General features: G+C 67.3%; 22 protein-coding genes and 1 pseudogene. 14 read left to right on the top strand and 9 right to left on the bottom strand.

Translation table 11 applies throughout. The features are described 5' to 3' along the window. Positions 1-43: 43 nt before the first annotated feature. Positions 44-1,420: a M17 family metallopeptidase gene (locus ACFE7D_RS03630; RefSeq protein ID WP_375394069.1), complete on the top strand. Its 1,377-nt coding sequence runs from the start codon at positions 44-46 to the stop codon at positions 1,418-1,420. 229 nt (positions 1,421-1,649) lie between these two features. Here ACFE7D_RS03630 and ACFE7D_RS03625 read toward each other — a convergent pair whose 3' ends face one another. Together ACFE7D_RS03625 and tpiA are read right to left on the bottom strand one after the other, a co-directional pair. Beyond that, complete coding sequence (locus ACFE7D_RS03625) at positions 1,650-2,396, bottom strand: hypothetical protein (protein WP_375394068.1); 747 nt, start codon at positions 2,394-2,396, stop codon at positions 1,650-1,652. Positions 2,397-2,511: 115 nt separating this feature from the next. Beyond that, positions 2,512-3,249: a triose-phosphate isomerase gene (tpiA, locus tag ACFE7D_RS03620; protein WP_375394067.1), complete on the bottom strand. Its 738-nt coding sequence runs from the start codon at positions 3,247-3,249 to the stop codon at positions 2,512-2,514. 105 nt (positions 3,250-3,354) lie between these two features. Here tpiA and ACFE7D_RS03615 point away from each other — a divergent pair, with 105 nt between their 5' ends. Further along, entirely contained in the window at positions 3,355-5,307 is a 1,953-nt protein-coding gene (locus ACFE7D_RS03615; RefSeq protein WP_375394066.1) for a peptidyl-prolyl cis-trans isomerase, read from the top strand. A gap of 10 nt (positions 5,308-5,317) precedes the next feature. Next, positions 5,318-6,829: an anthranilate synthase component I family protein gene (locus ACFE7D_RS03610; protein ID WP_375394099.1), complete on the top strand. Its 1,512-nt coding sequence runs from the start codon at positions 5,318-5,320 to the stop codon at positions 6,827-6,829. A 9-nt stretch (positions 6,830-6,838) separates the two neighbouring features. On the opposite strand, the gene ACFE7D_RS03605 is transcribed toward ACFE7D_RS03610, so the two are convergent. Then, a complete protein-coding gene (locus ACFE7D_RS03605; RefSeq protein ID WP_375394065.1) occupies positions 6,839-7,282 on the bottom strand; it encodes a hypothetical protein in 444 nt (147 codons plus the stop codon). 121 nt (positions 7,283-7,403) lie between these two features. On the opposite strand from ACFE7D_RS03605, the gene ACFE7D_RS03600 reads away from it, so the two are divergent. From ACFE7D_RS03600 to moaC, 4 genes are read left to right on the top strand one after another with little or no spacing between them, the layout of a single operon-like run. Beyond that, positions 7,404-7,988 (top strand): anthranilate synthase component II, encoded by a 585-nt coding sequence (locus ACFE7D_RS03600; protein ID WP_375394064.1) that lies wholly within the window; start codon positions 7,404-7,406, stop codon positions 7,986-7,988. Then, positions 7,985-8,980 (top strand): anthranilate phosphoribosyltransferase, encoded by a 996-nt coding sequence (gene trpD, locus ACFE7D_RS03595; protein ID WP_375394063.1) that lies wholly within the window; start codon positions 7,985-7,987, stop codon positions 8,978-8,980. The genes ACFE7D_RS03600 and trpD overlap by 4 nt, the downstream gene beginning before the upstream one ends. Beyond that, positions 8,977-9,753 carry an indole-3-glycerol phosphate synthase TrpC gene (trpC, locus tag ACFE7D_RS03590; protein WP_375394062.1) on the top strand — a complete coding sequence of 259 codons (777 nt, stop codon included), beginning with the start codon at positions 8,977-8,979 and terminating at the stop codon, positions 9,751-9,753. The genes trpD and trpC overlap by 4 nt, the downstream gene beginning before the upstream one ends. After that, entirely contained in the window at positions 9,750-10,220 is a 471-nt protein-coding gene (gene moaC / locus ACFE7D_RS03585; protein WP_375394061.1) for a cyclic pyranopterin monophosphate synthase MoaC, read from the top strand. The genes trpC and moaC overlap by 4 nt, the downstream gene beginning before the upstream one ends. Positions 10,221-10,240: 20 nt before the next feature. On the opposite strand, the gene ACFE7D_RS03580 is transcribed toward moaC, so the two are convergent. After that, a complete protein-coding gene (locus ACFE7D_RS03580) occupies positions 10,241-10,369 on the bottom strand; it encodes a hypothetical protein (RefSeq protein ID WP_375394060.1) in 129 nt (42 codons plus the stop codon). A gap of 151 nt (positions 10,370-10,520) precedes the next feature. On the opposite strand from ACFE7D_RS03580, the gene ACFE7D_RS03575 reads away from it, so the two are divergent. Continuing rightward, on the top strand, positions 10,521-11,714 hold the full coding sequence (locus tag ACFE7D_RS03575) for a molybdopterin molybdotransferase MoeA (RefSeq protein WP_375394059.1): 1,194 nt from the start codon (positions 10,521-10,523) through the stop codon (positions 11,712-11,714). Positions 11,715-11,769: 55 nt separating this feature from the next. After that, positions 11,770-12,432 carry a transcriptional repressor LexA gene (lexA, locus tag ACFE7D_RS03570; RefSeq protein ID WP_375394058.1) on the top strand — a complete coding sequence of 221 codons (663 nt, stop codon included), beginning with the start codon at positions 11,770-11,772 and terminating at the stop codon, positions 12,430-12,432. Positions 12,433-12,445: 13 nt separating this feature from the next. On the opposite strand, the pseudogene ACFE7D_RS03565 reads toward lexA, so the two are convergent. Beyond that, a pseudogene (locus tag ACFE7D_RS03565) lies at positions 12,446-14,515 on the bottom strand (ComEC/Rec2 family competence protein); the annotation flags it as partial. A gap of 96 nt (positions 14,516-14,611) precedes the next feature. On the opposite strand from ACFE7D_RS03565, the gene gltX reads away from it, so the two are divergent. From gltX to ACFE7D_RS03550, 3 genes are read left to right on the top strand one after another with little or no spacing between them, the layout of a single operon-like run. After that, on the top strand, positions 14,612-16,093 hold the full coding sequence (gene gltX, locus ACFE7D_RS03560) for a glutamate--tRNA ligase (protein WP_375394057.1): 1,482 nt from the start codon (positions 14,612-14,614) through the stop codon (positions 16,091-16,093). A 15-nt stretch (positions 16,094-16,108) separates the two neighbouring features. Beyond that, a complete protein-coding gene (locus ACFE7D_RS03555) occupies positions 16,109-17,392 on the top strand; it encodes a citrate synthase (protein ID WP_375394056.1) in 1,284 nt (427 codons plus the stop codon). Then, complete coding sequence (locus ACFE7D_RS03550; RefSeq protein WP_375394055.1) at positions 17,392-17,601, top strand: hypothetical protein; 210 nt, start codon at positions 17,392-17,394, stop codon at positions 17,599-17,601. Before ACFE7D_RS03555 ends, ACFE7D_RS03550 begins: the two co-directional genes overlap by 1 nt. Here ACFE7D_RS03550 and ACFE7D_RS03545 read toward each other — a convergent pair. From ACFE7D_RS03545 to ACFE7D_RS03530, 4 genes are read right to left on the bottom strand one after another with little or no spacing between them, the layout of a single operon-like run. Beyond that, on the bottom strand, positions 17,557-18,948 hold the full coding sequence (locus tag ACFE7D_RS03545; RefSeq protein WP_375394054.1) for an ATP-binding protein: 1,392 nt from the start codon (positions 18,946-18,948) through the stop codon (positions 17,557-17,559). The genes ACFE7D_RS03550 and ACFE7D_RS03545 overlap by 45 nt on opposite strands. Beyond that, positions 18,945-20,042: a DUF2336 domain-containing protein gene (locus tag ACFE7D_RS03540; protein ID WP_375394053.1), complete on the bottom strand. Its 1,098-nt coding sequence runs from the start codon at positions 20,040-20,042 to the stop codon at positions 18,945-18,947. The genes ACFE7D_RS03545 and ACFE7D_RS03540 overlap by 4 nt, the downstream gene beginning before the upstream one ends. 30 nt (positions 20,043-20,072) lie before the next feature. Next, on the bottom strand, positions 20,073-21,260 hold the full coding sequence (locus ACFE7D_RS03535) for a hypothetical protein (protein ID WP_375394052.1): 1,188 nt from the start codon (positions 21,258-21,260) through the stop codon (positions 20,073-20,075). 37 nt (positions 21,261-21,297) lie between these two features. Then, positions 21,298-21,591: an Hpt domain-containing protein gene (locus tag ACFE7D_RS03530; protein ID WP_375394051.1), complete on the bottom strand. Its 294-nt coding sequence runs from the start codon at positions 21,589-21,591 to the stop codon at positions 21,298-21,300. 103 nt (positions 21,592-21,694) lie between these two features. Between ACFE7D_RS03530 and ACFE7D_RS03525 the strand changes: the two genes are divergently transcribed. Both ACFE7D_RS03525 and ACFE7D_RS03520 read left to right on the top strand, forming a co-directional pair. Next, positions 21,695-24,007: a hypothetical protein gene (locus ACFE7D_RS03525; RefSeq protein ID WP_375394050.1), complete on the top strand. Its 2,313-nt coding sequence runs from the start codon at positions 21,695-21,697 to the stop codon at positions 24,005-24,007. Between the two features lie 638 nt (positions 24,008-24,645). Then, positions 24,646-25,266, top strand: coding sequence for a hypothetical protein (locus tag ACFE7D_RS03520; RefSeq protein WP_375394049.1), 621 nt, complete (start codon positions 24,646-24,648; stop codon positions 25,264-25,266). The last annotated feature ends 192 nt before the right edge of the window (positions 25,267-25,458 follow it).

Here is a 25,458-nt window from a genome sequence, read left to right as displayed (position 1 = left end):
ATTCACGTTCCGTTGCACGGCGAACCTGGGTAACATCCCGAAAATGACCGACTTCACCCCACTGCTCCAGCCCGATCGCGGTCAGCCAGCGCGTGCGATCCATCTCCTCGCCCCCGATGCGTTCGATGCATGGCGTCTGACGCAGCCTGCGTCCACCCGCGCGCTGCTCGCCGCACAGCGCTTTACCGGCAAGCCCGGGGCGCACGCCATCGTACCCACCGACCGCGACGAGACGCGTGTCGTCGCGACTATCGCGGAAATTGCCTCCCCCTGGGCACTGGCCAAACTCGCCGAGAGGCTGCCCGAAGGCACCTACCGGATCGCGGGTAGCGATACCGGGATCGGCCTGCTCGGCTGGCTGCTGGGCCAGTACCGCTTCGACCGCTACCGCAAGCCCGATGGCGAAGGTCCGCGCATCCTGCTGACCGCCGAACCCGCGCGCATCGCCGAGACGGTGCGCCTGGCCGAGGCGACCGGACACGTCCGCGATCTCGTCAACACCGGTGCGGGCGATTTGGGCCCGCAGCAGCTGGAAGACGCCGCAGCCGCGCTGGCGAAGGCGACCGGCGCGACGCTGACGGTCACGTGCGGCAATGCGCTCGTCACTGGCTATCCGATGATCCACGCAGTTGGTCGGGCGGCGGCAAGGGATCGCGCACCGCGGCTGATCGAACTGGAATGGGGCGACCCCGCGCATCCCCGGATCGCGATCGTCGGCAAGGGCGTGACGTTCGATACCGGCGGTCTCGATATCAAGCCATCCGCCGGCATGCGACTGATGAAGAAGGACATGGGCGGCGCAGCGCATGCGCTGGCGCTGGCGCGGCTGGTGATTGAGGCGAAGCTCAAGGTCCGGCTGCACCTGCTGATCCCCGCAGTCGAAAACGCCATTGCCAGCAATGCCTTCCGCCCCGGCGACGTGCTGATGTCTCGCAAAGGCTTGAGCGTCGAGAACACCAATACGGATGCGGAGGGTCGCCTGATCCTGGGCGATGCGCTTACCCGCGCGGGCGAGGCGGCACCCGAATTGATCCTTGATTTCGCGACGCTGACCGGTGCGGCGCGCGTGGCGCTCGGCCCCGACCTGCCGCCGCTGTTCACCGACGATGATACGCTCGCGGCGGATCTGCTGGCGGCGGGGGTCGCGGTGGAGGACCAGATGTGGCGATTGCCGCTGTGGGACGGCTATGACGACATGCTCAAATCCGACGTGGCGGACATGGTGAACGCGCCGGAGGGCGGCTTCGCCGGCGCGATCACCGCCGCCTTGTTCCTGCGCCGCTTCGTTCCGGCGGGTGTTGCCTGGGCGCATCTCGATGTCTTCGCCTGGCGTCCGACCGCGCGGCCCGGGCGTCCGAAGGGCGGCGACGCCTATGCGTTGCGCGCCAGCTATGCGGTGCTGAAGGCGCGTTACGGATAGCGACGGGACCACGCCAATCCCCGAGCCGCGCCTTCATGATTGCAGAAAATGCAATCGGAAGTGACGAACCACACGCTACGTCACGCCGGAAACGCCCCCCGAAATGAAATCCGCTGCAGTTGTAAGAGCGAAGCCGGGAGGAGGTCGATGCCATGCGAGGAGCGGATCACAGGATGCGGGATGTAGGACAGCGAATTATTGTCCTCGCAGAAGCACACGACGCCGTACCTCAAGCCGATGCCGCTGTTTCCAATACGGCATATTCCGATACCAGCGATTTGACGATAAACTCGTCGAAAGCGTCTTCGAAGCGAATACCGCCCATTTGTCCCCTGGATGAATAGTCGATGAGCCTATGCTGTCCGACTTCCAACGTCGAGCGAAGTGAAACGGAAATCTCACGCGTCGGGGACGGCGCGCTAACCCGGATCGCTAGAACTTCTGCGTTATGCGACTTAGCATCAACTGTAGAACAAACGGAAATGAAGTCTTCATCAGAAATCAAATCGAGTTCTCCAATCATGAGAAGAAGTTTGCGATCTGGGTACTGCAAATCTTTTTTAAACCGTTCTACCGATCTCGCATAATACTCATACCCTTCTAGGGTGGTAGGGTCTCTGTGATTGAAAATAAACCATAGGTTATACCGTTCCTTGTAAAGGGTATGGTGGGCGTGATTGGCGTCGGCAAGGAGTCGCTCGCTGATTGGAACGTGCTGATGATAGTTTCGATCGAGAAATGCTCCGAAATCATCTGTCAGGCAGTCAATCACCATTCGGGGTAAGCTGAAAATCCAGTCAAAGGGTCCCGACCGCTCCTTTCGCCCAAGCTCCTTCAGCAGCTGCGACGTGACGCAACGCACCCCGATGGACTGGAAAATCGCTACGGGTTGAAGCTCGCGTTTACTGAGAGAAAAGCTGGAACCTTCCGATTGTCGGTCGAAAAATGCCGAAAGCTCCTCGCCGCTGATTTCCATACGCTCCTCCCTGTTTCGTATCCGGCCTTTGCACCGATATGCATCGTGGACAAGGATGTAGCGCCGGTACTGGCGCTCCCGGAAAGCTTGCAATTGCCTATCCGCGGGCGACTACCTACCCCGCCGCCCCGACAATCGGCACGAACTTCGCCGCTGTCAGACTGGCACCGCCGACCAGCGCGCCGTCAACATCGGCCAGATGCAGCAGCACGCCCGCATTCTCACCCGTCACCGACCCACCGTATAGGATTCGGATCGCAACCCCGCCATCGCTAAGCAAACCGCGGAGCGCAGCACGGATCGCGCCGTGCATCTGGACGACATCCGCCTCGCTCGGCGTGCGGCCGGTGCCGATCGCCCAGATCGGCTCATAGGCGATGGCCAGCCAGTCCGCCGCGGCACCGGCCGGCAGCGACGCTGCGAGTTGATCGGTCACCACGCGTTCGGCCTGGCCGGCATCGCGCTGCGTCAGTGTCTCCCCGACGCACAGGATGACCGACAGTCCTGCGCCGCGCGCGGTCTCCGCCTTGGCCTTCACGTCCGCGTCGGTCTCGTGCTGGTCGGTGCGCCGCTCGCTGTGGCCGACGATCGTGAAGGCTGCGCCCGCCTCGCGCACCATGTCCGCGGAGACGCAGCCGGTATGCGCGCCGCTCTTGTCCCGGTGCACGTCCTGCGCACCGATCGCGAAGCCCGGCATCCGCGCCACGGCGGGCGCGATCAGCGTCGCCGGCATCGCCACCGCGACATCGATGCCGGGCGCGCGACCTGCCGCCGCCGCGATCGCGTCCAGCTCGACAAGCGCCGCCAGCGAACCGTTCATCTTCCAATTGCCGACCACCAGCTTGCGCCGCATCTCGCTCTCCCTTGCCGCACCCGGTAGCGCAGCATCGCCGCGGGTTGAAGCCCGAACGCCCCGCCCCTAAAGCGATCGACGTACGAGAACCACGAACGGACCTTCATGCTCGGTTTCTTCCGCCGCATCATCAAATCGAGACTGGGCCTGGTGGTGACCTTCGTGTTGCTGGGGGCCGCCGCGCTGGCGTTCGCGGCCAGCGACGTGACGGGCTTGCGCACCACCGGCATGGGCGGCCTGACGGGCAACGACGCGGCCAGGGTCGGCAAGGGCGAGGTGACCATCGCCCAGCTGCGCAGCCGCGCACAGAGCGATATGGAGGGCTTCCGCCAGCAACAGCCGACGCTCGACATGGCGACGTACATCAACGGGGGCGGGCTCGACGGGTCGCTCGCGCGGCTCATCACCAGCCTGGCGTTCACCGAATTCGGGACCAGCCAGGGAATGGCGGTCAGCAAGCGCACCGTGGACGGCCAGATCGCGAGCATCCCCGGGCTGCAAAGCGCGACCGGACAATTCTCGCCGCAAATCTATCAGCAATTGCTGGCCCAGCGTCATTTGACCGATCAGGGTATCCGTGAGGACATTGCGCGCGACACGATGGCACAGCAGCTCGTCCTGCCGACCTCGGGCGCGACGCAGATGCCGATGCAGCTCGCGCTTCCCTATGCGTCGCTGCTGCTGGAGCAGCGCAGCGGGTCGATCGGCTTCGTGCCCGCAAAGGCGATGCCCGCCGGTCCCGCGCCGACGGACGCGGAGGTCGCGACTTTCTATCAGCGTAACGTCGGCCGCTACGGCCTGCCCCAGCGCCGCGTGATCCGGTACGCGATCGTCACGCCCGACCAGGTGAAGGCGGGATCGACGCCGACCGATGCCGACATCGCCGCGGCGTACAAGGCGCAAGCGTCGCGCTTCGCCGCGACCGAGCGCCGGACGATCCGGCAGGTCGTCGTGCTCGATCAGGCCGGTGCCGCCGCGATCGCCGCGAAGGTCAGGGGCGGGCAGTCGATCACCGACGCCGCAAAAGCCGCCGGGCTCGAAGCCTCGATGCGGTCCGATGTCGACAAGGCGGCCTATGCGGCCACGAGTTCGCCCGCGGTCGCCGATGCGGTGTTCGCCGCGGCGAAAGGCGCGGTCGTCGGGCCGGTCCAGGGTCCGCTCGGCTTCACCGTCGCCGCGGTGCAGTCGATCGATCAGGTCGCGGCCAAATCGCTCGAGCAGGCGAAGCCGTTGCTGCTGCCCGAGTTGACGAAACAGAAGACGCAGGTCGCGCTCGCGGCGATCCACGATGCGATCGACGATGCGCTGGCGAAGAACGCGACGTTCGACGAAGTGGTCGCGGACCGCAAGCTGACCCCGGTCACCACCCCCGCGCTCGCCGCGAACGGCGTCGATCCGACGATACCCGGCGCTAAACCCGATTCCACGCTCGCGCAGGTCGTGGCCGCAGGTTATGCCGCACAGGACGGCGACGCGCCGCAGATGGTGCCGATGGGAACCGACGGCGGCTTCGCGGTCGTCGCGCTCGGCAAGCGGGTCCCCGCCGCGCCGCGCCCGCTTGGCGACGTGCGCCCGGCGGTGGTCGCCGATCTGCTCGCCAATCGTGCGCGCCAGGCGGCGCGGGTTATGGCGACCGCGGTCGTCACCGCGACGAACAAGGGCACCCCGCTTGCGAAGGCCGTTGCCGACAGCGGTGCGAAACTGCCCGCCCCGCGCCCGATCACCGCCACGCGCGCGCAGATCGCCGCGAACCCGCGAGCCGTCCCCGCGCCGCTTGCGCTGATGTTCTCGATGCCCGCGAACAGTACGAAAATGCTGGAGTCACCCGGCGGTGCCGGCTATTTTCTGGTCCGGGTGGATCGGGTCGTACCTGGCAGCGCGGCCGGCAACGCTGCCATCATCGCCGCGACCCAGCGCGACATGGGGCACGGCGTCGGCGGCGAATATGTCGAGCAGTTCATCAAGGCGGTCCGTGCGCAGGTCGGCGTGAAGACCGACCCGGGTGCCGTCGCGAAAGTGCGCGCCGACCTGCTGGGGCAGACCAATTCAGGGGATTGACGGGGCGGCGATCGGCGGCGGCAGTCGTACCGCGGATGCCGTCGCGGCGGTCGCCGGTGGAAAGCCCGCGCTCGTATGGCGGCGGACGATCGCGGACACCGAAACCCCCGTCGCCGCCGCGCTGAAGCTGATCGAGCCGGGGCGCGGCGATTTCCTGCTCGAATCGGTCGAAGGCGGCACGACGCGCGGGCGGCACAGCCTGATCGGGCTCGCGCCGGACATGGTGTTCCGTGCGGTCGGGCAGCAGGCGACGATCAACCGACACTGGGCGACCGATCGCGCAGCGTTCGAGCCCTGCCCGCAGCCGACGCTCGCCGCGCTTCGGGCGTTGGTCGCGGAGATCGCCGCCGACGTCCCACCCGAACTGCCACGTGCGCTGGCGTGTCTGGTCGGCTATTTCGGGTACGAGACGATCGGACTCGTGGAGACGTTGGCACAGCCGGATGCCGATCCGCTGGGCCTGCCCGACATGATGTTCGTGCGACCGTCGGTCATATTGGTGTTCGACCGGTTGACCGATGCGCTGTTCATGGTCGCGCCGGCCTGGCCCGATCCGGAGTGCGACCCTGCCGCCATCGTCGTCGCGGCGGAAGATCGTCTCGACGCCGTCGCCGCCCGGTTGGCGAGCGCAACGCTGCCCCCGCCTGCCCGGACCGATGCGCCATTGCCCGAATATACGCCCGCGATGACACCCGATCGCTACGCAGCGATGGTGTCGCGTGCGCAGGACTATATCCTGGCGGGCGATATCTTCCAGGTCGTGCTGGCGCAGCGGTTTTCCACGCCCTTTCCGCTTCCTGCGTTCGAACTCTATCGTTCGCTTCGGCGGATCAATCCGTCGCCGTTCCTCTACCATCTCGACCTGCCGGGCTTCGCGCTGGTCGGCTCCAGCCCCGAAATCCTGGTTCGGGTGCGCGACGGGGAGGTCACGATCCGGCCGATCGCCGGTACCCGCCCGCGCGGCAGGACCGAAGCCGAGGACGAGGCCAACCGCGCGAGCCTGCTGACCGACGCGAAGGAATGCGCCGAACATCTGATGCTGCTCGATCTGGGACGCAACGATGTCGGGCGGTCGGCGTCACCCGGAAGCGTCCGGGTGACGGACAGCTACACGGTCGAACGCTATAGTCATGTCATGCACATCGTCTCGAACGTCGTCGGGCGGTTGGCGCACGGCAAGGACGCGCTCGACGCGCTGTTCGCCGGGTTCCCGGCGGGCACGGTCAGCGGCGCGCCGAAGCTGCGGGCGTGCCAGATCATCGCCGAACTCGAACCCGAATGCCGGGGTGCGTATGCCGGCGGCGTCGGCTATTTCTCGCCGGACGGATCGATGGATTCCTGCATCGTCCTTCGCACCGCGGTGGTGAAGGACGGGATGATCCATGCACAGGCGGGCGCAGGGATCGTTGCCGACAGCGTACCCGAAAGCGAGCAGCGGGAATGCGAGGCGAAGGCCGGCGCCATCCTGGCGGCTGCACACGAGGCGCTCACACGTGCGGGCGGTGCCGGGTTCGGTCAATAGATCGTCGGATCAGGGGACCTGGCTGGCCTCGGCCGCTCGGGCGCGACGATCCGCCGCCCATTGCTGATTGGCCTGGAGCGCACAGCCGCTCTGCCCGCCCGTCCCGACCGGCGAACAGGTATCGGGCAAACCACCCGCCTCGCGCCCGATATGATCCAGCTCGGCGGCGGTATTCGCCCAGCTTTGACGCGAAGCCGGAATTGGGCCGGAGTCGCGAAGCGTCTTGGGAATACGATAGGGTTCCGGGATCGTCGAGCAGACGACGATGTCCGTCGCCGTCGATTCCGGACATTTCTGCCCATTGGCCAGCGTGACGCTGCGAATTCGTTCCGGCGGCTTGCCGGTCTCCGCCTGTTTGTCCGGCGTCGCCGTCGTCGTGGCGGCGGGAACGGTCTGGGCCGATGCCATGGCTGGCAGTGCCGTCAGCGCAATGGCGAATGATATACGGAACATCTGCAATCTCCTGACAGTCCCAACGTCTCTCACGTCGCATTGCTCCCTCCTGAACACGTCTGCATCAATTTCGCGAAACGGCGACATTGCGCCTGCGTCGCCTTCGTCTATGGCGGCGCGCATGATCCTGGTGATCGACAATTACGACAGCTTCACCTGGAACCTGGTCCATTACCTGATGGAGCTGGGCGCGCCGGTCGAGGTCGTGCGCAACGATGCGATGTCGGCTGGCCAGGCGCTGTCCGGCGGGGCGGATGCGTTCCTGATCTCGCCGGGGCCGGGCACGCCGACCGAGGCCGGTATCTCGCTCGATCTGGTCGCCGCCTGCGCCGATGCCGGACGGCCGTTGCTCGGCGTGTGCCTGGGCCATCAGGCGATCGGCCAGTATTTCGGCGGGCAGGTGGTGCGCGGCGGTCTGATGCACGGCAAGACATCGCCGATCGTCCATGACGGCACGGGCATGTTCGCCGGGCTGCCCTCACCCTTCACCGCGACGCGCTATCATTCGCTGATCGTCGAGGACGTGCCCGCGGACCTGATCGTCAATGCGCGAACGGAGGACGGCATCGTCATGGGTTTCCGGCACCGCACGCTGCCGATCCACGGCGTCCAGTTCCATCCCGAAAGCATCGCGACGGAACACGGCCACGCGATGCTGGCCAATTTCCTCGCGATCGCGGGCGTGCCCGTGAAGGCGATGGCATGACGACGATCGCGCTGCTGCCCGACCCGTCGTCGCCGCTGTCGCACGAAACCGCGCGATCGGCCTTCGCCGACATGCTGGACGGGCACGCGACCGAGGATGCGATCGCGACGTTCCTGATCGGACTGACCGAGCGCGGCGAGACCGCAATCGAAATCGCCGAGGCCGCGCGCGCGCTGCGCCGACGGATGATCCCGATCGAAGCGCCGGCCGGTGCGATCGATGTCTGCGGAACGGGCGGCGACGGCCATCACACCCTCAACGTTTCGACCGCCGTCGCGCTGGTCGTCGCGGCTTGCGGCGTACCGGTCGCCAAGCACGGCAACCGCGCCGCTTCGTCCAAGGCGGGTGCAGCGGACACGCTGGAGGCACTGGGGCTCGACCTGGAGATTGCGGGCGCGACCGCCGAGGCGAGTTTGCGCGACATCGGCATCGCCTTTCTCTTCGCCGCCAATCATCACCCGGTCATGCGGCGGATCACCCCGATCCGGCAGCGGATCGGCCGGCGGACGATCTTCAATCTGATGGGACCACTGGCGAACCCCGCCGGCGTGACGCGCCAGTTGATCGGCATCGCCCGCCCCGATTATGCGCCGCTCTATGCCGAGGCTCTGGCGCAATTGGGTACCGAAGCCGCTTTGGTCGTGTCGGGCGAGGAGGGGCTGGACGAACTGTCGGGCGCGGGGCCGAGCGTCGCGGTGTCGGTCGGCACGGTCGATCTGTCGACGCTCGTCACGCCGGAGGATGCCGGATTGCCTCGCCACCCCGTGACCGCGATCCGGGGCGGGGACCCGGCGCACAACGCGGCGGCGCTCCGGCAACTGCTGGGCGGCGAAGGCGGCGCGTATCGCGATTCGGTCCTGCTGAACGCCGCCGCCGCCCTCGTGGTCGCGGGTCTTACCGACGCATTGGTCGATGGTGCCGCCACGGCGGCAGAGGCGATCGACGACGGCCGCGCCGCCGCGCTGCTTGACCGGTGGATCGCCTACCGATGAACATGCTCGACCGCATCATCGAGACCAAACGCGCGGAAGTCGCCGCGCGCAAAGCCACGACCTCGCTCGCCGGTCTGGAGGCGGGCATAGCCGCGATGTCCGCGCCGCGTGGGTTTCGTGCCGCGCTCGATGCCGCAGCGGGCCATGCGCTGATCGCCGAGATCAAGAAGGCGAGCCCCTCGAAGGGTCTGATCCGCGCCGATTTCGATCCGCCCGCGCATGCGCGGGCCTATCAGGCCGGCGGGGCGGCGTGCCTGTCGGTGCTGACCGACGAGGCGTGGTTCCAGGGCGCCGACAGCTATCTGGTCGCGGCGCGCGAGGCGGTCGCGATCCCGGTGCTGCGCAAGGATTTCATGATCGATCCCTGGCAGGTGACCGAAGCGCGTGCGATCGGCGCGGATGCGATCCTGATCATCGTCGCCGCGCTGGACGACGCGCGGATGGCGGAGATCGAGGCGTGCGCGATCGATTGCGGCATGGACGTGCTGGTCGAGGTGCATGACGAGCATGAACTGGGCCGGGCGCTGAAGCTGAAATCGCGATTGATCGGGGTGAACAATCGCGATCTCCGCGACTTCTCGATCGACTTTCAGCGTACCTACGAACTGGTCGGCAAGGCACCCGCCGGCTGTACCTTCGTCGCCGAAAGCGGACTGGCGATTCGCGCCGATCTCGATTCGATGGCTGCGCATGGCGTGCGCTGTTTCCTGATCGGCGAGGCGCTGATGCGTGCGGAGGATATCGAAGCGGCGACCCGGGCATTGTCGGGATGAACGGCCTTACGCATCTGGACGCCGACGGTGCCGCGCGCATGGTCGATGTCGGCGGGAAGCCGACGACGCGGCGCGAGGCGGTTGCGACCGGCCGTATCACGATGTCCCCCGACGCGCTGCACGCCATCGCGGACGGCGCGACGAAGAAGGGCGACGTGCTGGCCGTCGCGCGCGTCGGCGGGATCATGGCGGCGAAGCGGACCAGCGATCTGATCCCGCTATGTCATCCGCTGCCATTGTCCCGCGTGGAAATCGCGCTGGCGATCGGTGAGGACGCGATCACCGTGACCGCGACCGCAGCGACCGAGGGACCCACCGGGGTCGAGATGGAAGCGCTGACCGCCGCAACCGTCGCGTTGCTCACGATCTACGATATGGCGAAGGCGATCGACCGGGCCATGACGATCGAGGGCATCCGGCTCTTGCGCAAGAGCGGCGGACGATCGGGGGACTGGACGACGCCTTAGCGTCCGAACCTGTCCGCCGGTCAAATGAAACCCAGCGCGGTCGCCAGAAACAGGGACGCGCAGATGGCGACACCCGATCCGAACATCGTCGCGCCGTCGCTCATTCCGCGGTTGAGACAGGTACATACGATCTGACTGAAATGTTCCATCATCCGCACTCCTGACCGACGGCGCTCTATTGGCACCTCCGCTCTATTCGTGACGGTGCGACTCATCCCGGGCCGCGTCAAGACAGCGACGCTGCCCCATCACAGAGAGAAACCTTGCGCCACGCCCCGCCAGCCGCCTAGGCGGCCCGGAATGACCACCGCTTCTCCACTTCGCCCCGTGGCCGATGCCCAGGCGCGTCTGTTCGCAATGGCGTCGCTTGTTTCGCGCGAGGATCTGCCGATCGCGCAGGCTGCGGGACGCTGGACCCATGCGCCGGTCCTGGCCCGGCGGACTCAGCCCGCCGCCGATCTGTCGGCGATGGACGGCTATGCGATTCGCTTCGCCGATCGACCCGGGCCCTGGCATGTCGTGGGGGAAAGCGCGGCGGGTCGACCGTTCGAGGGCGCGATGCTGCCCGGTCAGGCGGTGCGCATCTTCACCGGCGCCGCGATGCCCGATGGCGGCGACAGCGTCCTGATCCAGGAAGAGGCGGACCGCGACGGCACCCTGCTCCATCTGGCAGGCGAAGGGCCGGTTCGGCAGGGCGGCAATGTCCGCCCGCGCGGGCTGGATTTCCACGAGGGCACCGTCCTGATCGAAACGGGCAAGCGGATGACCCCGGCGCGGATCGCGGTAGCGGCCACCGGCGGCGCATCGATCATCGTCGTCGGCCGACGGATTCGAGTAGCCATTGCCGCGACGGGCGACGAACTCGTGCCGGCGGGACATGCGACGGACGGCATGGCGCTCCCCGAATCGAACGGCATCATGCTGGCCGCGATGCTGGCGAACGACCCCGTCGATATCGTCGATCTCGGCATCCTGCCCGATCGGCTGGACGTGATGACCGACGCCTTTGCCGCGGTCGATGCGGATATGCTGGTGACGACGGGCGGAGCGTCGGTCGGGGATCACGATCTCGTCCGTCCCGCGTTGCTGGCGGCGGGTGGCACGATCGATTTCTGGCGGATCGCGCTGCGGCCCGGCAAGCCGATGATCGCCGGGCGGCTGAAGGGTGCAATCGTGCTGGGACTGCCGGGCAATCCGGTTTCCGCCTTCGTCACCGCGACGTTGTTCGTCCGTCCGCTCGTCGCCCATATGGCGGGTGCGCGCGATCCGTTGCCGCGAACCATATGCGTGACGCTGGGGGAGGCCCTGCCCCCGAATGGCCCCCGCACCGATTATCTGCGCGGCGAAATCCGCGACGGGCTCGCTTACGCCTCCGCCATCCAGGACAGTTCGATGCTGCTGACGCTCGCACGGTCGAATTGCCTGATCGTACGGCCGGCGGGTGCTCGGGCTGCGATACGCGGCGACTCGGCGGAAATCCTGGTCGTCGCTTGACGACGCCGTTTATGTTCCATATAGGTTCCGCGTCTGTTCTGGACGGAGGAACGCCATGCTCACGCGCAAACAGCACGAACTCGTCTGCTTCATCAACGATCGTCTCAACGATACCGGCGTTTCGCCCTCGTTCGAGGAGATGAAGGACGCGCTGGACCTGAAATCGAAATCGGGCGTCCACCGCCTCATCTCGGCGTTGGAAGAACGCCACTTTATCCGCCGCCTGCCCAACCGGGCGCGCGCGCTGGAGATCTTGCGGATGCCCGAGCGGCCGGAACGCAAGGCCGCGCCGTCCCGCCCGACGAATATCCGCCCCGCCCCCGAGCCCGCCAATGACGTGGTCGAGATTCCGCTGCACGGGCGGATCGCGGCGGGTGTGCCGATCGAGGCGTTCGAGGGCAGTGCGATGCTCGCTGTGCCCGCGGCGCTCCTCGGATCGGGCGAGCATTACGCGCTCGAAGTCGCGGGCGACTCGATGGTGGAGGCCGGCATACTCGACGGGGACTATGCGCTGATCCGCCGGACGGAGACGGCGCGCGACGGCGAGATCGTGGTCGCGCTCATCGACGACAGCGAGGCGACGCTCAAATATTTCCGGCGCGAGGGGGCGATGGTCCGGCTCGATCCGGCGAACCGCGCCTATGATCCGCAGCGTTATGCCCCCGCGCAGATCCGCGTACAGGGTAAGCTTTCCGGGCTGTTGCGCCGGTACGATTGAGCCGGATGGGGTCGCGCCACGGGTGACGGTCGCCGGGCTGTTCCACCGTCGTGACCGTAGCGCGCGATAGTACGATCGCGACCCCGCCGGTCTTGGCAAGCATCGACTTGTCCAGCTTGAGCCAGCGCGGGGTGCAGGTCCGCGGCAGGCGACGATCGCTGATCACGATATCGGCGTCGCGGCATGCGGCGACGAAGGGCGCGATCGGCATCGGATAAGCGCTGCGCGTGGCGGCGATCCGCCAGCGACGGCCAGCGACGATCCGGTCCGCGACGCATATGTCGCGACTGCACCGCGTGCCGGGATCGTCGGACATCAGTCCCGCTTCGGCCAGCACGCCGCTATTCTCGCCAAGCGTCGCGCGGGCGTAATCGCCGGTCCGGTCCCGTAGCAGCGCCAGCCCGTTGTCAGCGGTACGCAGCGCCACATGGCGGCCGTCCCCCGTCACCAGAAGATCCGGTGCCCGCGTCGTCAACGACCAGCACGCACCCACGACGATCGCCGCCGACCCCCACCACCGCACCCGCGTCCGCCACAGCGCGAGCCACGTCATGCCCGCCATCATCAGCGCGAAGGTGCCGGTCGACATGGCGGGCAATGCGGTCACCGATCCCGGTGCCGCGGCGGTGATGTGCGCGATCCACAACAACAGCGCGAGCGACCTGGCGGTCAGCCACCAGAAGGGCGCGCCGAGCCCGACCGTGTTGAACAATAGCGCCAGCGCCTCCAGCGGCATGACGACGAAGGTCGTCAGCGGGATCGCGACGATGTTGGCGACCGCGCCGTAGACGCCGGCCTTGTGGAAATGGAACACCGCGATCGGTATCAGCGCCAGTTCGACGACAATCCCCGTCAGCAGCAGCGATCCGCCTTCGCGCAGGATGCGCCGTGCCCTCCTCTCCTCATGCGCGCCGAACAGCGCCGCGATCCGCGGATGTTCGTGAAGCGCCATGATCGACGTGACCGCGGCGAAGGACAGCTGAAAACTGGGTCCCGCGATCGATTCGGGCCAGAACAGCATGACCACGACCGCCCCCGCCGCCACAAGTCGCAGCGTCATCGCCTGCCGCCCCAAAGCCAGCGCGACCAGCACGCCAAGCGCCGCCACGCATGATCGGATCGTCGGCACCTCCGCGCCCGTCAGCAACGTATAGCCGATCGCCGCCACCGCCCCGGCCAGCGCGGCGATCAATGGCAGTCGCGTGTTGAGCGCGAGCCACGGCCAGAGCGCCAGCAACCGCAACACGACCAGCATCGTCGCCGCGACCGCCGCGGTGATGTGCAGCCCGCTGACCGACAATAGATGCGCAAGCCCCGCCTTGCGCAGCGCATCCGAGTCCGCCTGCGTGATCGACCCCACATCGCCGGTGGCGAGCGACGCCGCGATGCCGCCTGCGCTGCCCGCGATATGATCGGTAATGATCCGCGTCAGCCCGGCGCGAAGCCCGGAACTCGCACCGCCCGGCGTCACGATTGTCACCGGCGCGAAGCCGCGTCCGGTCGCGCCGATCTGCGCGAACCACGCGGTCTGCGCAAAATCATATGCGCCGGGCACTGCGGGTTCGGGCGGGGGCAGCAACCGCGCGCGCAGTTTCAAAACCGCCCCGGGGGTCAACCCGATCGGGGTATCGGCCGTCGCAAGGTTGACCCGTATCCGCGGCGGCAATCCGGTCGGTTTGCCGCCAGCGTTGGCAGCATCGGGCAGCGGCAGCAACGTGAGGCGCACGAGATCGCGCGCCGTCAGCGGCTCGATCCGCTCCACCCGCGCGGTCATCGATGCCACCACGGGTCCGCCCAGCACCGGTGCCGCGACGCGTTCCGAACGCGACCAGACCAGCCCGAGTCCAAGTGACGCCGACAGTGCGGCAATCGCCACCGCCCGGGACGCCCGGCCGCCCCGCCCCGCCGCAGCCGCACCGGCCGCGATCGCCGCGAAGCACAGCGCCGCGATCGTCCAGTCATGCGCATCCGGCAGCAGGAACCAGGCGGCGATCCCCGCCCCCATCGCCACCGGCACCCACAAGGCAAGCTGGTCACGCTCGGCCTCGAGCCAGGTTTCGAGGACGGCATACGCGCGCGACATTCTCCCCCGCGCGCCGAATTGTCGGCGCTGGGGACGCATGCTAGGGGCTGCCACGGCTGAACTGGCCATCGATCCTCAGTCTGGGAGCACGCGCGTTTGGGCGCAACCATCGATACCGGCACGGGGGCACCCGCCGCCGAACCTGCCGGCAATCCAGACATCACCGGCCGCAAGGTCGTCACGCGTTTCGCGCCGTCGCCGACGGGATATCTGCACCTGGGCGGCGCGCGTACCGCGTTGTTCAACTGGCTCCATGCGCGCCATCATGGCGGCACTTTCCTGTTGCGTATCGAGGACACGGATCGCGCGCGGTCGACGCAACAGGCGATCGACGCGATCCTCGAGGGGATGCACTGGCTCGGGCTCGATCCCGACGAGGCACCCACCTATCAGTTCGCGCGGGCCGAACGCCATGCAGCGGTCGCGCATGCGATGGTCGCGCACGGTCACGCCTATCGCTGCTATCTGACTCCCGACGAACTCGCTGCGATGAGGGCAGACGCACAGGCGGCGAAGAAACCGCTTCGCGTCCGCAGCCCCTGGCGCGACGCCGGCACCCAGGCCGCAGACGGCCCCTTCGTCGTCCGCCTGAAAGCCCCGCAGGACGGCGAGACGACGATCGACGACCAGGTGCAGGGCACGGTTACCGTCCAGAATGCCGAACTGGACGATCTCGTCCTGCTACGGTCGGACGGTACGCCGACCTATATGCTCGCGGTCGTGGTCGACGATCACGACATGGGCGTGACCCACGTCATCCGCGGCGACGATCACCTGAACAACGCGTTCCGCCAGTTGCCGATCATCCGCGCAATGGACGCGATCGAGACGCAAGAGGGCTCAGGCGGCTGGCCCGATCCGGTCTACGCGCACATTCCGCTGATCCATGGATCGGACGGGGCGAAACTGTCCAAACGGCACGGCGCGGTCGGGATCGAGGCGTACCGCGACGAGATGGGTATCTTGCCGGAAGCGCTCGACAATTACCTGTTGAGGCTCGGCTGGGGACACGGCGACGACGAGATCATTTCGCGCGATGATGCAGTCCGCTGGTTCGATCTGGCGGGCGTCGGCAAATCGCCGTCGCGTTTCGACCTGAAGAAGCTCGAGAATCTGAACGGCCACTATATTCGCGAGGCCGGCGACGCGCGGCTGGCGGCGTTGGTGGTGGGGATCGGCGGGTATCCCGATGCGGCGCTGCTCGAACGCGCGATGCCGTCGTTGAAACCCCGCGCCGCCAATCTGAACGAGCTGTCGGATAGCGCGATCTTCCTGTTCGCGACCCGCCCGCTCGTTCCCGACGAAGGGGCAGCAGCACTGCTGACGGCCGATGCGCGTATCATTCTTGTCGCCGCCCACGCCGCGCTTGACGCAGTGCACAACTGGGATACGGAAGCGCTCGAAGCCGCAGTGCGGCGGGTGGCGGAAGACCGGGCAGTGAAGCTCGGTCAGGTCGCGCAACCGCTTCGTGCTGCGCTCACCGGACGCAAGACGTCGCCCGGTATCTTCGATGTCCTTGCGCTGCTCGGGCGCGAGGAAAGCCTGGGTCGGATCGCCGACGCCATGCGCGCCATTTAGGGAAGGACGAACGCCATGACCGACGCTGCGAAGATTGCCCTGGGCGAGGCCAGTTTCGAATATCCCGTGCTGTCGGGCACCGTCGGTCCGGATGTCGTGGATATCCGCAAATTCTACAGCCAGACCGACGCCTTCACCTATGATCCCGGCTTCACCTCGACCGCGAGCTGCCAGTCGAAGATCACGTACATCGATGGTGACAAGGGCGTGCTGCTCCACCGCGGCTATGCGATCGGCGAATTGGCGGAGCAATCCAGCTTCATGGAAGTCTGCTACCTGTTGCTCAACGGCGAGCTGCCGTCGGCGGACGAGCTAAAGGATTTCAGCCGGACGATCACGCGCCACACCATGGTGCACGAACAGCTTGCGACTTTCTTCCGCGGATTCCGCCGCGATGCGCATCCGATGGCGATTATGTGCGGTGTGGTCGGTGCGCTCAGCGCCTTCTACCATGACTCGACCGACGTCCATGATCCCGAACAACGCGTGATCGCCAGCCACCGGCTGATCGCGAAGATGCCGACGCTCGCCGCGATGGCGTATAAATACAGCCTGGGGCAGCCCTTTCTCTACCCCGACAATTCGCTGAGCTACACCGGCAATTTCCTGCGCATGACGTTCGGCGTTCCGGCCGAGCCTTATGTGGTCAATCCGGTAATCGAGCAGGCGATGGACCGCATCTTCATCCTCCACGCCGATCACGAACAGAACGCTTCGACGTCCACCGTGCGCCTCGCTGGTTCTTCGGGGGCTAATCCGTTCGCATGCATCGCGGCGGGGATCGCCTGCCTGTGGGGCCCGGCGCATGGCGGTGCGAACGAGGCGGCGCTCAATATGCTGCACGAGATCGGCACGCCGGACCGCATCCCCGAATTCATCGCGCGGGCAAAGGACAAGAACGATCCTTTCCGGCTGATGGGTTTCGGCCACCGCGTGTACAAGAATTACGATCCACGCGCGACCGTGATGCAGCAGACGGTGCGCGAAGTGTTCAAGGAGCTGAACGTCAGCAACCCCGTGTTCGACGTTGCGCTGCAGCTCGAGGAAATGGCGCTCAACGATCCCTATTTCGTCGAGAAGAAGCTGTTTCCCAACGTCGATTTCTATTCGGGCGTCATCCTGTCGGCGATCGGTTTCCCGACATCGATGTTTACCGTGCTGTTTGCGTTGGCCCGCACCGTGGGCTGGGTGGCGCAGTGGAACGAAATGATCACCGATCCCGACCAGAAGATCGGCCGTCCCCGCCAGCTCTACACCGGCGCGACGCAGCGCACATACGCTCCTGTCGGTCAGCGTTGATGGGCGTTCTGCGTGGCGTCCTGATCCTGGTCGGGGCGCTTGCGACCTTGATGGGGTTGTTGTGGATCGGCCAAGGGTCCGGCCTGATCCACTGGCCGGCGTCAAGCTTCATGCTGGACCAGCGGCCCTGGGCTTATCGCGGGTTGGTGCTGGCTGGTCTCGGTTTAATGACGGTGCTGATCGCGCGCCGGATCGGTCTCCGCCGGTAGCGTCAGCGTGAAGGACGCACCGGCGTCCGGCGCGCTTTCTACCGTCAGATCGCCCGACATCGCGCGTGCCAGCCGCCGCGCGATGTAGAGCCCAAGGCCGCTGCCGCCCGGTTCGCCGGTATCGACACGTTCGAACTTGTCGAAGATTCGCGCCTGGTCTTCGGACGCGATCCCCTTGCCGGCATCGATCACGGTGACGGTCGCCAGCGCGCCATCGCCCGCCGCTTGCACGACCACCCGCGATCCACGCGGCGAATAACGGACCGCATTGCTGATCAAATTGACCAGGATTTGCAGCGTACGCCGGAAGTCTCCGGTCGCGGGAACCGCCAGATCGATCGGCGGCCGATCGATCGCGACCCCAGCGTTCGCCGCGCGGACGCCAAGCAAACCAGCCGCTCGCCGCGCGACATCGGCAAGGTCGACCGAATCGCGAGGTAGCGTGAAATCCGCCCGCTCGACCGCCTGCAGATCGACCAGATCGTCCACCAGCCCGAGCAGATGACGGCCCGCCCCCGCGATATCCGCGGCATAGTCCGCGTAATCCTGGCGAAGGGGGCCGTCCGCTTGCGCGTTGATGCTGTCGGCGTTCGCGATGATCCGCGCGAGCGGCGTGCGCAACGCCTTGTCGAGCCCCGATGCGAACGCAGCGGACAAGGGCGGCGGGGCCGGCGGCGGCGGGGCGACCTCATCCTCCGCCATCCGCGCGATACCGACATAGCCGGCAAAACCGCCTGCATCGTCGAGCCGGACCGACGCGGAGAGCAGAACGGATCGCCCATTGGCTTTCAGCGTCGCCGCGACCGAATCGATCGCTCGCCGTCGGGCGAAGGTGCCGAGTAGCGGCGTCGCCCCTTCGGCGATATGCAGCGAAAACAACGCGGTCAGCGGCTTGCCCAGGACCGCCAGTGCGTCGAACCCATAGGCCGGCCCGGCGCTCAGCGTCACGAACGTCAGTCTTTGTGCGGCATCGGTCTCCCAACGCCAATCGCCGCCGGCGCGAACGAAGTCGAACGCCGCGCGTCCGCTCGCGTGCGATTCCCCGCGCCATGGCTGCACCTCTCGCCAGCCGCTCGCGGACAATCGGACCCGATCGCCCTCCGGCTGCGCGCGTACCCACAGATCGATATCCGCCTCGTCGTCCGCGACCACGACACCGCGCGATACGACGATACCGAGCCGCCGGGCGAGCCGCGCGATCGTCGCAAGTTGAGGCACCGCGAGCACCGCGCCGATCGTCCCGCCGGCGCGGACGTTGAGGCTTGCGATCGCAGGATCGGCCTCGACCAGCCGCCCGTCGCGATCGATCGTCGCATGTGCGACCGCCTGTCCGGGGATCGCGTTCATGCCGGATGCCTCGCCAGCGCCGCAAGCGCAGCGCGGAAATCACGGTCGAGCGACAGCGGGGCCAGCGCCGCCGCCGCTTCCCCGGAATCGACCGCGGCGATATCGTCGAGCGCATCGGCAAAGGCTTCGAGATCGCGTGCCGGGTCGGCATCCGCCAGCGCGAGCCCGATCCGCGCGATCGTCGGTCGGTCGAGCGCGAGCGCGCGCAGCGCCAGCCACAAGCGATCGCCGTCGGGTTCGACGGCGATCGCCCGCGCCGCGTCATGGCCGATGCCCAGCGCACAGGCGATGATCGCTACGAAGAACGCCAATTGCCGGTCGCCGATGGCCTCGATCAGCAACCCGGCCAGTTCGTCCGCGCGCGCATCGACCGCCACCGCCAGCCGCATCGCGACCGCATCGACTCGTTCGCCCTCGTCATGCCCCGCGAGACTCCGCTGCGCCGCGTCGGCGATCGCGCGATCGGTTTCGCGGTCGCTGGTCCCAAGCGCCTCGCGGATACCGGCGGCGATCCACCACACGATCCGGTGATGGAGTTCGGCGGGAAGCTCGCTGTTCCCCGCGATCCCGCTGGCGTTCGCGCTGCGTCGCCGGCTCTCCGCGGCCAGGAGCGCAGTCGCGGCCGCAGCGACGATGGTGTCGGGTACGCCTGCGAGCCGGACGATCAGGCTCGCTTCGTCCGGTCCGGCGACCGCGGTGGGCAGCGCGTCGGCGATCAGGTCGTGACGGACGCGTGCGAGCAATTCGTCGATCAGCGCGCGGTCGCGCAACAGCCCGGCCTGCGCGAGCCGGCTGGCAATATCGCCGCCGCTGGCCAGCACCGTCTCCGCACGACCGGTCGCACCGCGGCCGACGAGCAGCCGCGCGGCATGTCGCCGGATATCCGCCTCGATCGCGGCGACGATCCCGTTCAGCACGCGCGCCAGCATCAGGCGCGTGCGTTCGTCCAGCCTGTCGCCTTCGGGAAGGAAGAAATCCGCGATCGCGCCCGACAGCCGGGCATCGGCACGGGCACGGGCACGCTCGGCACGCACCGCCGCGCTGCTGGTGCGATTGGCCGGGACGGCGCTCGCAGGATCCGGTTCGACCGACATGACGTGCATGCTAACGCTCCGTCGTTAAAGTCAAGCTAAGGCTTTCGAACGACAATCCTCGATCGCCGCCGCCAGCGTCGCCGTCGCGTACAGCGCGCTCGCCGCCAGCGCCACTAGATGCAGCCCGGCCGCGGTGAGGATCGTCGCGACCAGCAGATAGCCGCCAGGCTTGCCCCACCACATCCGGCGATGCGGCTCGTCGATGGCCCGTTCGCCGAGCATCGCGAATGCGACCAGCGACAGCGCGCAGATCCGCGCGGCACCATCGGCCGACCGCACGCTTTCGATCTGACCGAGCAGCAGCAGCGCGGCCGCCGGGAGAACGATGGCCGCGAACGTCGCCGTCCGCGCGACCGCATCGTCGTCGCGCAATCGCGCCAGCGCGGCGGCGAACGACAGTCCGACCGTACCGAGCATGGCGAGCATCAGTCCCGTCACCACCAACCCGAAAGCCTCACCCGCCAGCCCGAACGCGCCGATCATCCCGGCCCCCGCCGCGACCGCGGTGCCGGCGACGTCGCGATCGACCAGCCGCGGCAGAAGCAGGCGGGCGATCGGTGCCACCACGAACCGGTCGAACCAGCCGCGCCGATCGGACACGATCGCCGCAAGCACCAGCCGGCCCCGCCCCGCCAGCGCCTGCGCGCTCCGTTCGATCCCATGTCCGTCGTGCAGCGCCGTTGCCGGCAGCAGGATATTTGCGGCCTGGGCCTGCGCGGCAATCCGGATCAGCGTCGATTGCACGTCGTAATCGCGGGGCAGCAGCGCGAGTTCGACGATCCGCCGCGGATCGAGCCGCGCGATCCCGGCCCAGGCCAGTTGTCCGCCGACTCGTTCGAAACCCGGCGACGCATCCTCCTGCGGCACTACCAGCAGCGCATCTCCGCCCTCGCCCGCCAGCATCCTGACGGTCGACGCCGTCGTGATCAGCCCGTCGCCGAGCATGAGAATCCGCGACAGCGGGTGCAGCTTCTCGACCGCCTCCGCCGCGGACCGTACCGCGTCGACCGCCACGCCCCGCCGCCCGATCCGGGTCATGGCACCGATCAACTGTGGGGTGAGCCGCGCCACCACGACGACGATCTGCGCCGCGCCGGCTTCGATCAGCAGCCGTGCCTGATATTCGACCAGCGTGACGCCACCGAACGGCAGCGTCGCCGCGAGCTGGCCGGGACGATCGTCCGCATCGTGGGTGGCGAGGAGCAGGCCGGCGAGCATCGTCGGCTGTTAGGGGAAGCGATCCGCGAGCGATAGATCAGAGCCGCGCGATCGTCCGCTTGAGTTTCGCGAGCAATGCCCGGTCGCCCGGTGTGCCCGACGCGGCGTCGGCGGCGAGCGCCATCAGCCGCACCGCGCCGAAACTCGCCGCCAACCCCTTCAGCCGCCACGCCGCGATCCGCCATGCCTCGGCGTCCTGCGCCACCTCCATCGACGCCAGCGCCTTCACCGCCCCCTCGGCGAAGGCCAGCCGCAATTCGGCGATCAGCAGGGGTTCGTCGCCGACCGCGGCAGCGAGCGCCGCATCGATTGCTCCGGGATCATATGCCATCGTCCGACGCTACGATCACAGGTCTTAAGGCATGGTTTCGGCGGCGTTTCACGTTGGCGACAAAACATGGTAAACCTGCCCTGCGGATACGAATGGGGGTTCGATGATCGTGGACATACGCGCCGAACGCAGCCGTGCTGCGGCCGCGGGGGACGAGCCGGCGTTGCCGCCCGAATCCGCCGGCGACGGCGGGTTCGGGCGGGGTTTCGCCGAGATGCCGCTCGACCTCGGCAGCTTCGCCGACCCCGCCGACGACGCCCCCCCCGCAGGTCGCGCGGTCGCCGCGATCGTCGCCGCATTGGCCGTTATCGGCTGGCTGGGCGGGATGATGTGGCTGGCTGCATCCGCCATCCCCATGTTGCACGCCGTCGCGCTGGTCGAATTCGTCGCCGCGCTCTGCGTCGTCCCGGCGCTCATCGGCGTGATCTGGCTGCTCGCGCTTCGCACCAGCCGAACCGAGGCGCGCCGCTTCGCCCGCACCGGCAGCGCGATGCGCGCCGAGGCGGCCAGTCTCGAACGCACGCTCGCGGTGATGTCCGCGTCGATCGCGGCGAACCGGGAGGCGCTCGGCGAACAGATCACGCAATTGATGAACACCGGCGATGTCGCGACCGAGCGGCTGGCGACGATCGGCCGGCGGATGGCGGACGAGATCGCCGAAGCCGACCTGCACGCACGCGGACTGGCCGACGCCGCCGCCGGGGCGAAGGGCAGCATCGACATCGTCCTGGCCTCGCTGCCCCATGCGCAGTCCGAAACGCGCGCCGTCGCCGCCTTGCTCGACCAGGCGGGGCTGAGCGCGGGCGAACAGGCCGCGGCGCTCGACGCACAGATCGACGCGCTGGCCACCCGCGCCCGCGAAGCGGAGACGCTTGCCGACGGCACGGCACAGCGGCTCGCGGCGCATATCGCCCGCATGGAGGCGACCAGCGAGACCGCAGGCACGCGGCTGGAGGCGATCACTGCGGACATGTCGTCCGCGGTCGACGGCCTGCTCGGCCGCACCGCCGACGCGATCGACGAAGCGCGCAAGGGCATCGCGGCGCAGGGCGACGCGATGCTGGCGATGGCCGGCGCGAACCAGGCGATGATCGACAGCGGCGCGCGGGCGAGCGCGGATGCGCTCGCCGAACGGATCGCCGACATCGAACGCGCGGTCGACGGCATCACCGACCGGCTGGACGCGCAGCGCCGCACCGGCGACTCGATCGTCGCCGGGCTCGACGACAGCATCGCCGCCACCGCGGACCGGCTCGATGCGCTCCACGCGCAGGGCATCGACCGGTCGCAGATCCTCGCCGCCTCGATCAGCGCGCTTGGCGGATCGGCGAATGCGATGACCGAGGCGCTGCGCACCGGCGATGCGATGGCGACCCGGACGATCGGCACCACCGAGTCGCTGCTGATCGCGCTCGACGCCGCCACGCGCGAGATCGACGAGACGCTGCCCGATGCGCTCGACCGGCTCGACACCCGCATCGCCGCCAGCAAGGCGATCGTCGTGCAGGCGAAACCCGAATTGCTGGCGCTCGTGACCGCCGCGGAAAGCACGCACGACGCGATCGAGGCGATCGCGGGGGTCATCGCGGATCAGCGTCGTACGCTCGACCAACTGTCCAGCGCGCTGATCGATACGCTGACGCAAGGACGCAGCAAGGCGGACGCGCTCGGCCAGATGGTCGACGAGACGATCGGCCGCACCCACCGCTTCGCCGAAGACGCCGCGCCACGTCTGATCGAGGCGCTGCTGCGTGTGCGCGATACCGCCGCGGTCGCCGCGGACAAGGCGCGCGAAACGCTGGCGACGGTCATCCCGGACGCCGCCAACGCGCTGGAGGCGGCGAGCGTCGAGGCGATGCGCCGCGCGACGGGCGACACGGTGGAACGGCAGATCCGCGCGATCGGCGATGCGACCGATGCCGCGGTGGACGCCGCGACCCGCGCCACCGCGCGCCTGTCGACCCAGGTCCAGGCGATCGTCGATCAGACCGCGATCGTAGAGACGCGCATCGAGGACGCCCGCGCCGAGCGCGAGGAGTCGGGCCGCGATACCTTCGCGCGCCGGGTGTCGCTGCTGATCGAATCGCTGAACTCCGCATCGATCGACGTCGCGCGCATCCTGGCTCCCGACATCTCGGACAGCGCCTGGGCGGCGTATCTGAAGGGCGACCGCGGCGTCTTCACCCGGCGCGCGGTGCGCGTGCTGGAGGCGGGCGAGGCGCGCGAGATCGTTCGGCTGTACGACGACGACACGGGTTTCCGCGATCACGTCAACCGCTACATCCATGATTTCGAGGCGATGCTTCGCGCGGTGCTGGCACAACGCGACGGATCGCCGCTGGGGGTGACGTTGCTGTCGTCCGACATGGGCAAGCTGTACGTTGCCCTGGCGCAGGCGATCGAGCGGTTGCGCTAAGGCGGATCGGGCCGCGGCGGATGCTGTCCGGCCCCGAGTCGCGGTACTGCGATTGCAACAAACGCAATCGGAAGTGGACGAACCACACGCTACGTCAGCGCGGAAACACCCCCGCGCCAAGGTTTTGCGATCGAGCGAGGACAAGCGGCGGACGAGGGTGGCGACCATGCCGGCGATCGATCACGAAACGCGGTATGTAGGACAGCGGTTTCGCGTTCGACGGTGCGTTCGCGGCTATGTCCATAAGGGGGTGGTAAAAGCGACGGGCGGCTTTGGGGACGCCTCATAGGGAAGCAGACATTCCGCAACAGCCTTTTACAGCATTCAAGCCGTTGATCTCCTGGCCGGTCGGCAGTCGTTGCAAAAGGCAACCCTTTCGCAACATACACCATCAGAAACGCAAATCTGCGTGACGCAGAGGTAGGACCGCTGGCACAAGCACCAAAAGGGGTTTTGAGCTGATGACGAGAGGAACCTACGCGCTTCGTGCGTGCGACTATTGCGATGTGCAGCTTCCTGGAAACGAACTCTCCGCGGTCACGGATCGAGTGGTCTCGGGAACGCGGCAGGGGTCACGAAGCTATTTTAGTAGCCGTGGCACTGTTGGGAGTGGATCAAGCCATTCAACCTACTACCGGATGAACCACCTCAAAATTTGCCGGGATTGCTACGAGCAGCGTGCGGCCCGTATTCGTCGGCAGCAATTTAGGAATACCGTCCGGGGCATCGCCTACGCCATCTGCATCGTTATCGGCGGTGCTATCATCGTCAGCTTCTTTCGCCATAGTGGGACGGCACCCGTCAACACGATCGATAACGCTGCCACGAACATGGTAGCCGATGACGGCAACACGGCTGTACCAGATAATCAATCAGCCCCGATGGCCGCAGCATCGGACGACGTAGCCGTTGAGGACAATGCCACGGGCGTCAGCCAGCCCACAACACAGACGCAGGTCACCGACCAAACTGCGCAAACTTATCAGCGCCCGGTGCCGGTGATGCGCGCACCCGACCTACGCGATGAATTTGCACGTGCGATTAACGATGCGACCCCGCGAGCTCTCGAGTCCGGTCAACCTGAACCGTGGCGCGCGGCCGGTAGCAACGGCTACGTAGTGCCGAGTGCGCCTCAGGCATATGGCGACCGCACCTGTCGCAACATCTTCTCGACGATCTTCTACGGCGATCGTCAGAGGCAATCATCATCCGTGCAGTGGTGCCGAGAGGGTGACGGCGAATGGCTTTTGGCCAACTGATAATGGCCCGATCGCGTGGTGCTTTGAGCAGTGTTCGCGCATGATCTTTGGATGGTTCTCCAGGGGCCGTGAGCATGACCAGAAATCGACGCTGCCGACTGTTCGGTTTGATGCGTCCCAAGTGACTGAACACGTCAAATGAGGTGGCCCCCTAAATGACCTGACAGGTCCCCGCTCTTGGATAAGAGTGAG

This window comes from uncultured Sphingomonas sp. (genome assembly GCF_964244235.1).
GTDB lineage: Bacteria > Pseudomonadota > Alphaproteobacteria > Sphingomonadales > Sphingomonadaceae > Sphingomonas.
This window is presented reverse-complemented; position numbering and strand designations above follow the sequence as displayed.

Coding starts and splice junctions, on each gene's coding strand:
- ACFE7D_RS03535 (WP_375394052.1), bottom strand. CDS start 21,260: ATGCTCGCCGGCCTGCTCCTCGCCACCCACGATGCGGACGATCGTCCC.
- ACFE7D_RS03580 (WP_375394060.1), bottom strand. CDS start 10,369: ATGGAACATTTCAGTCAGATCGTATGTACCTGTCTCAACCGCGGAATG.
- ACFE7D_RS03630 (WP_375394069.1), top strand. CDS start 44: ATGACCGACTTCACCCCACTGCTCCAGCCCGATCGCGGTCAGCCAGCG.
- trpC (WP_375394062.1), top strand. CDS start 8,977: ATGAACATGCTCGACCGCATCATCGAGACCAAACGCGCGGAAGTCGCC.
- ACFE7D_RS03625 (WP_375394068.1), bottom strand. CDS start 2,396: ATGGAAATCAGCGGCGAGGAGCTTTCGGCATTTTTCGACCGACAATCG.
- ACFE7D_RS03525 (WP_375394050.1), top strand. CDS start 21,695: ATGATCGTGGACATACGCGCCGAACGCAGCCGTGCTGCGGCCGCGGGG.
- trpD (WP_375394063.1), top strand. CDS start 7,985: ATGACGACGATCGCGCTGCTGCCCGACCCGTCGTCGCCGCTGTCGCAC.
- ACFE7D_RS03615 (WP_375394066.1), top strand. CDS start 3,355: ATGCTCGGTTTCTTCCGCCGCATCATCAAATCGAGACTGGGCCTGGTG.
- ACFE7D_RS03530 (WP_375394051.1), bottom strand. CDS start 21,591: ATGGCATATGATCCCGGAGCAATCGATGCGGCGCTCGCTGCCGCGGTC.
- moaC (WP_375394061.1), top strand. CDS start 9,750: ATGAACGGCCTTACGCATCTGGACGCCGACGGTGCCGCGCGCATGGTC.
- ACFE7D_RS03550 (WP_375394055.1), top strand. CDS start 17,392: ATGGGCGTTCTGCGTGGCGTCCTGATCCTGGTCGGGGCGCTTGCGACC.
- ACFE7D_RS03555 (WP_375394056.1), top strand. CDS start 16,109: ATGACCGACGCTGCGAAGATTGCCCTGGGCGAGGCCAGTTTCGAATAT.
- ACFE7D_RS03600 (WP_375394064.1), top strand. CDS start 7,404: ATGATCCTGGTGATCGACAATTACGACAGCTTCACCTGGAACCTGGTC.
- ACFE7D_RS03540 (WP_375394053.1), bottom strand. CDS start 20,042: ATGTCGGTCGAACCGGATCCTGCGAGCGCCGTCCCGGCCAATCGCACC.
- ACFE7D_RS03520 (WP_375394049.1), top strand. CDS start 24,646: ATGAACCACCTCAAAATTTGCCGGGATTGCTACGAGCAGCGTGCGGCC.
- ACFE7D_RS03605 (WP_375394065.1), bottom strand. CDS start 7,282: ATGTTCCGTATATCATTCGCCATTGCGCTGACGGCACTGCCAGCCATG.
- lexA (WP_375394058.1), top strand. CDS start 11,770: ATGCTCACGCGCAAACAGCACGAACTCGTCTGCTTCATCAACGATCGT.
- tpiA (WP_375394067.1), bottom strand. CDS start 3,249: ATGCGGCGCAAGCTGGTGGTCGGCAATTGGAAGATGAACGGTTCGCTG.
- ACFE7D_RS03575 (WP_375394059.1), top strand. CDS start 10,521: ATGACCACCGCTTCTCCACTTCGCCCCGTGGCCGATGCCCAGGCGCGT.
- ACFE7D_RS03545 (WP_375394054.1), bottom strand. CDS start 18,948: ATGAACGCGATCCCCGGACAGGCGGTCGCACATGCGACGATCGATCGC.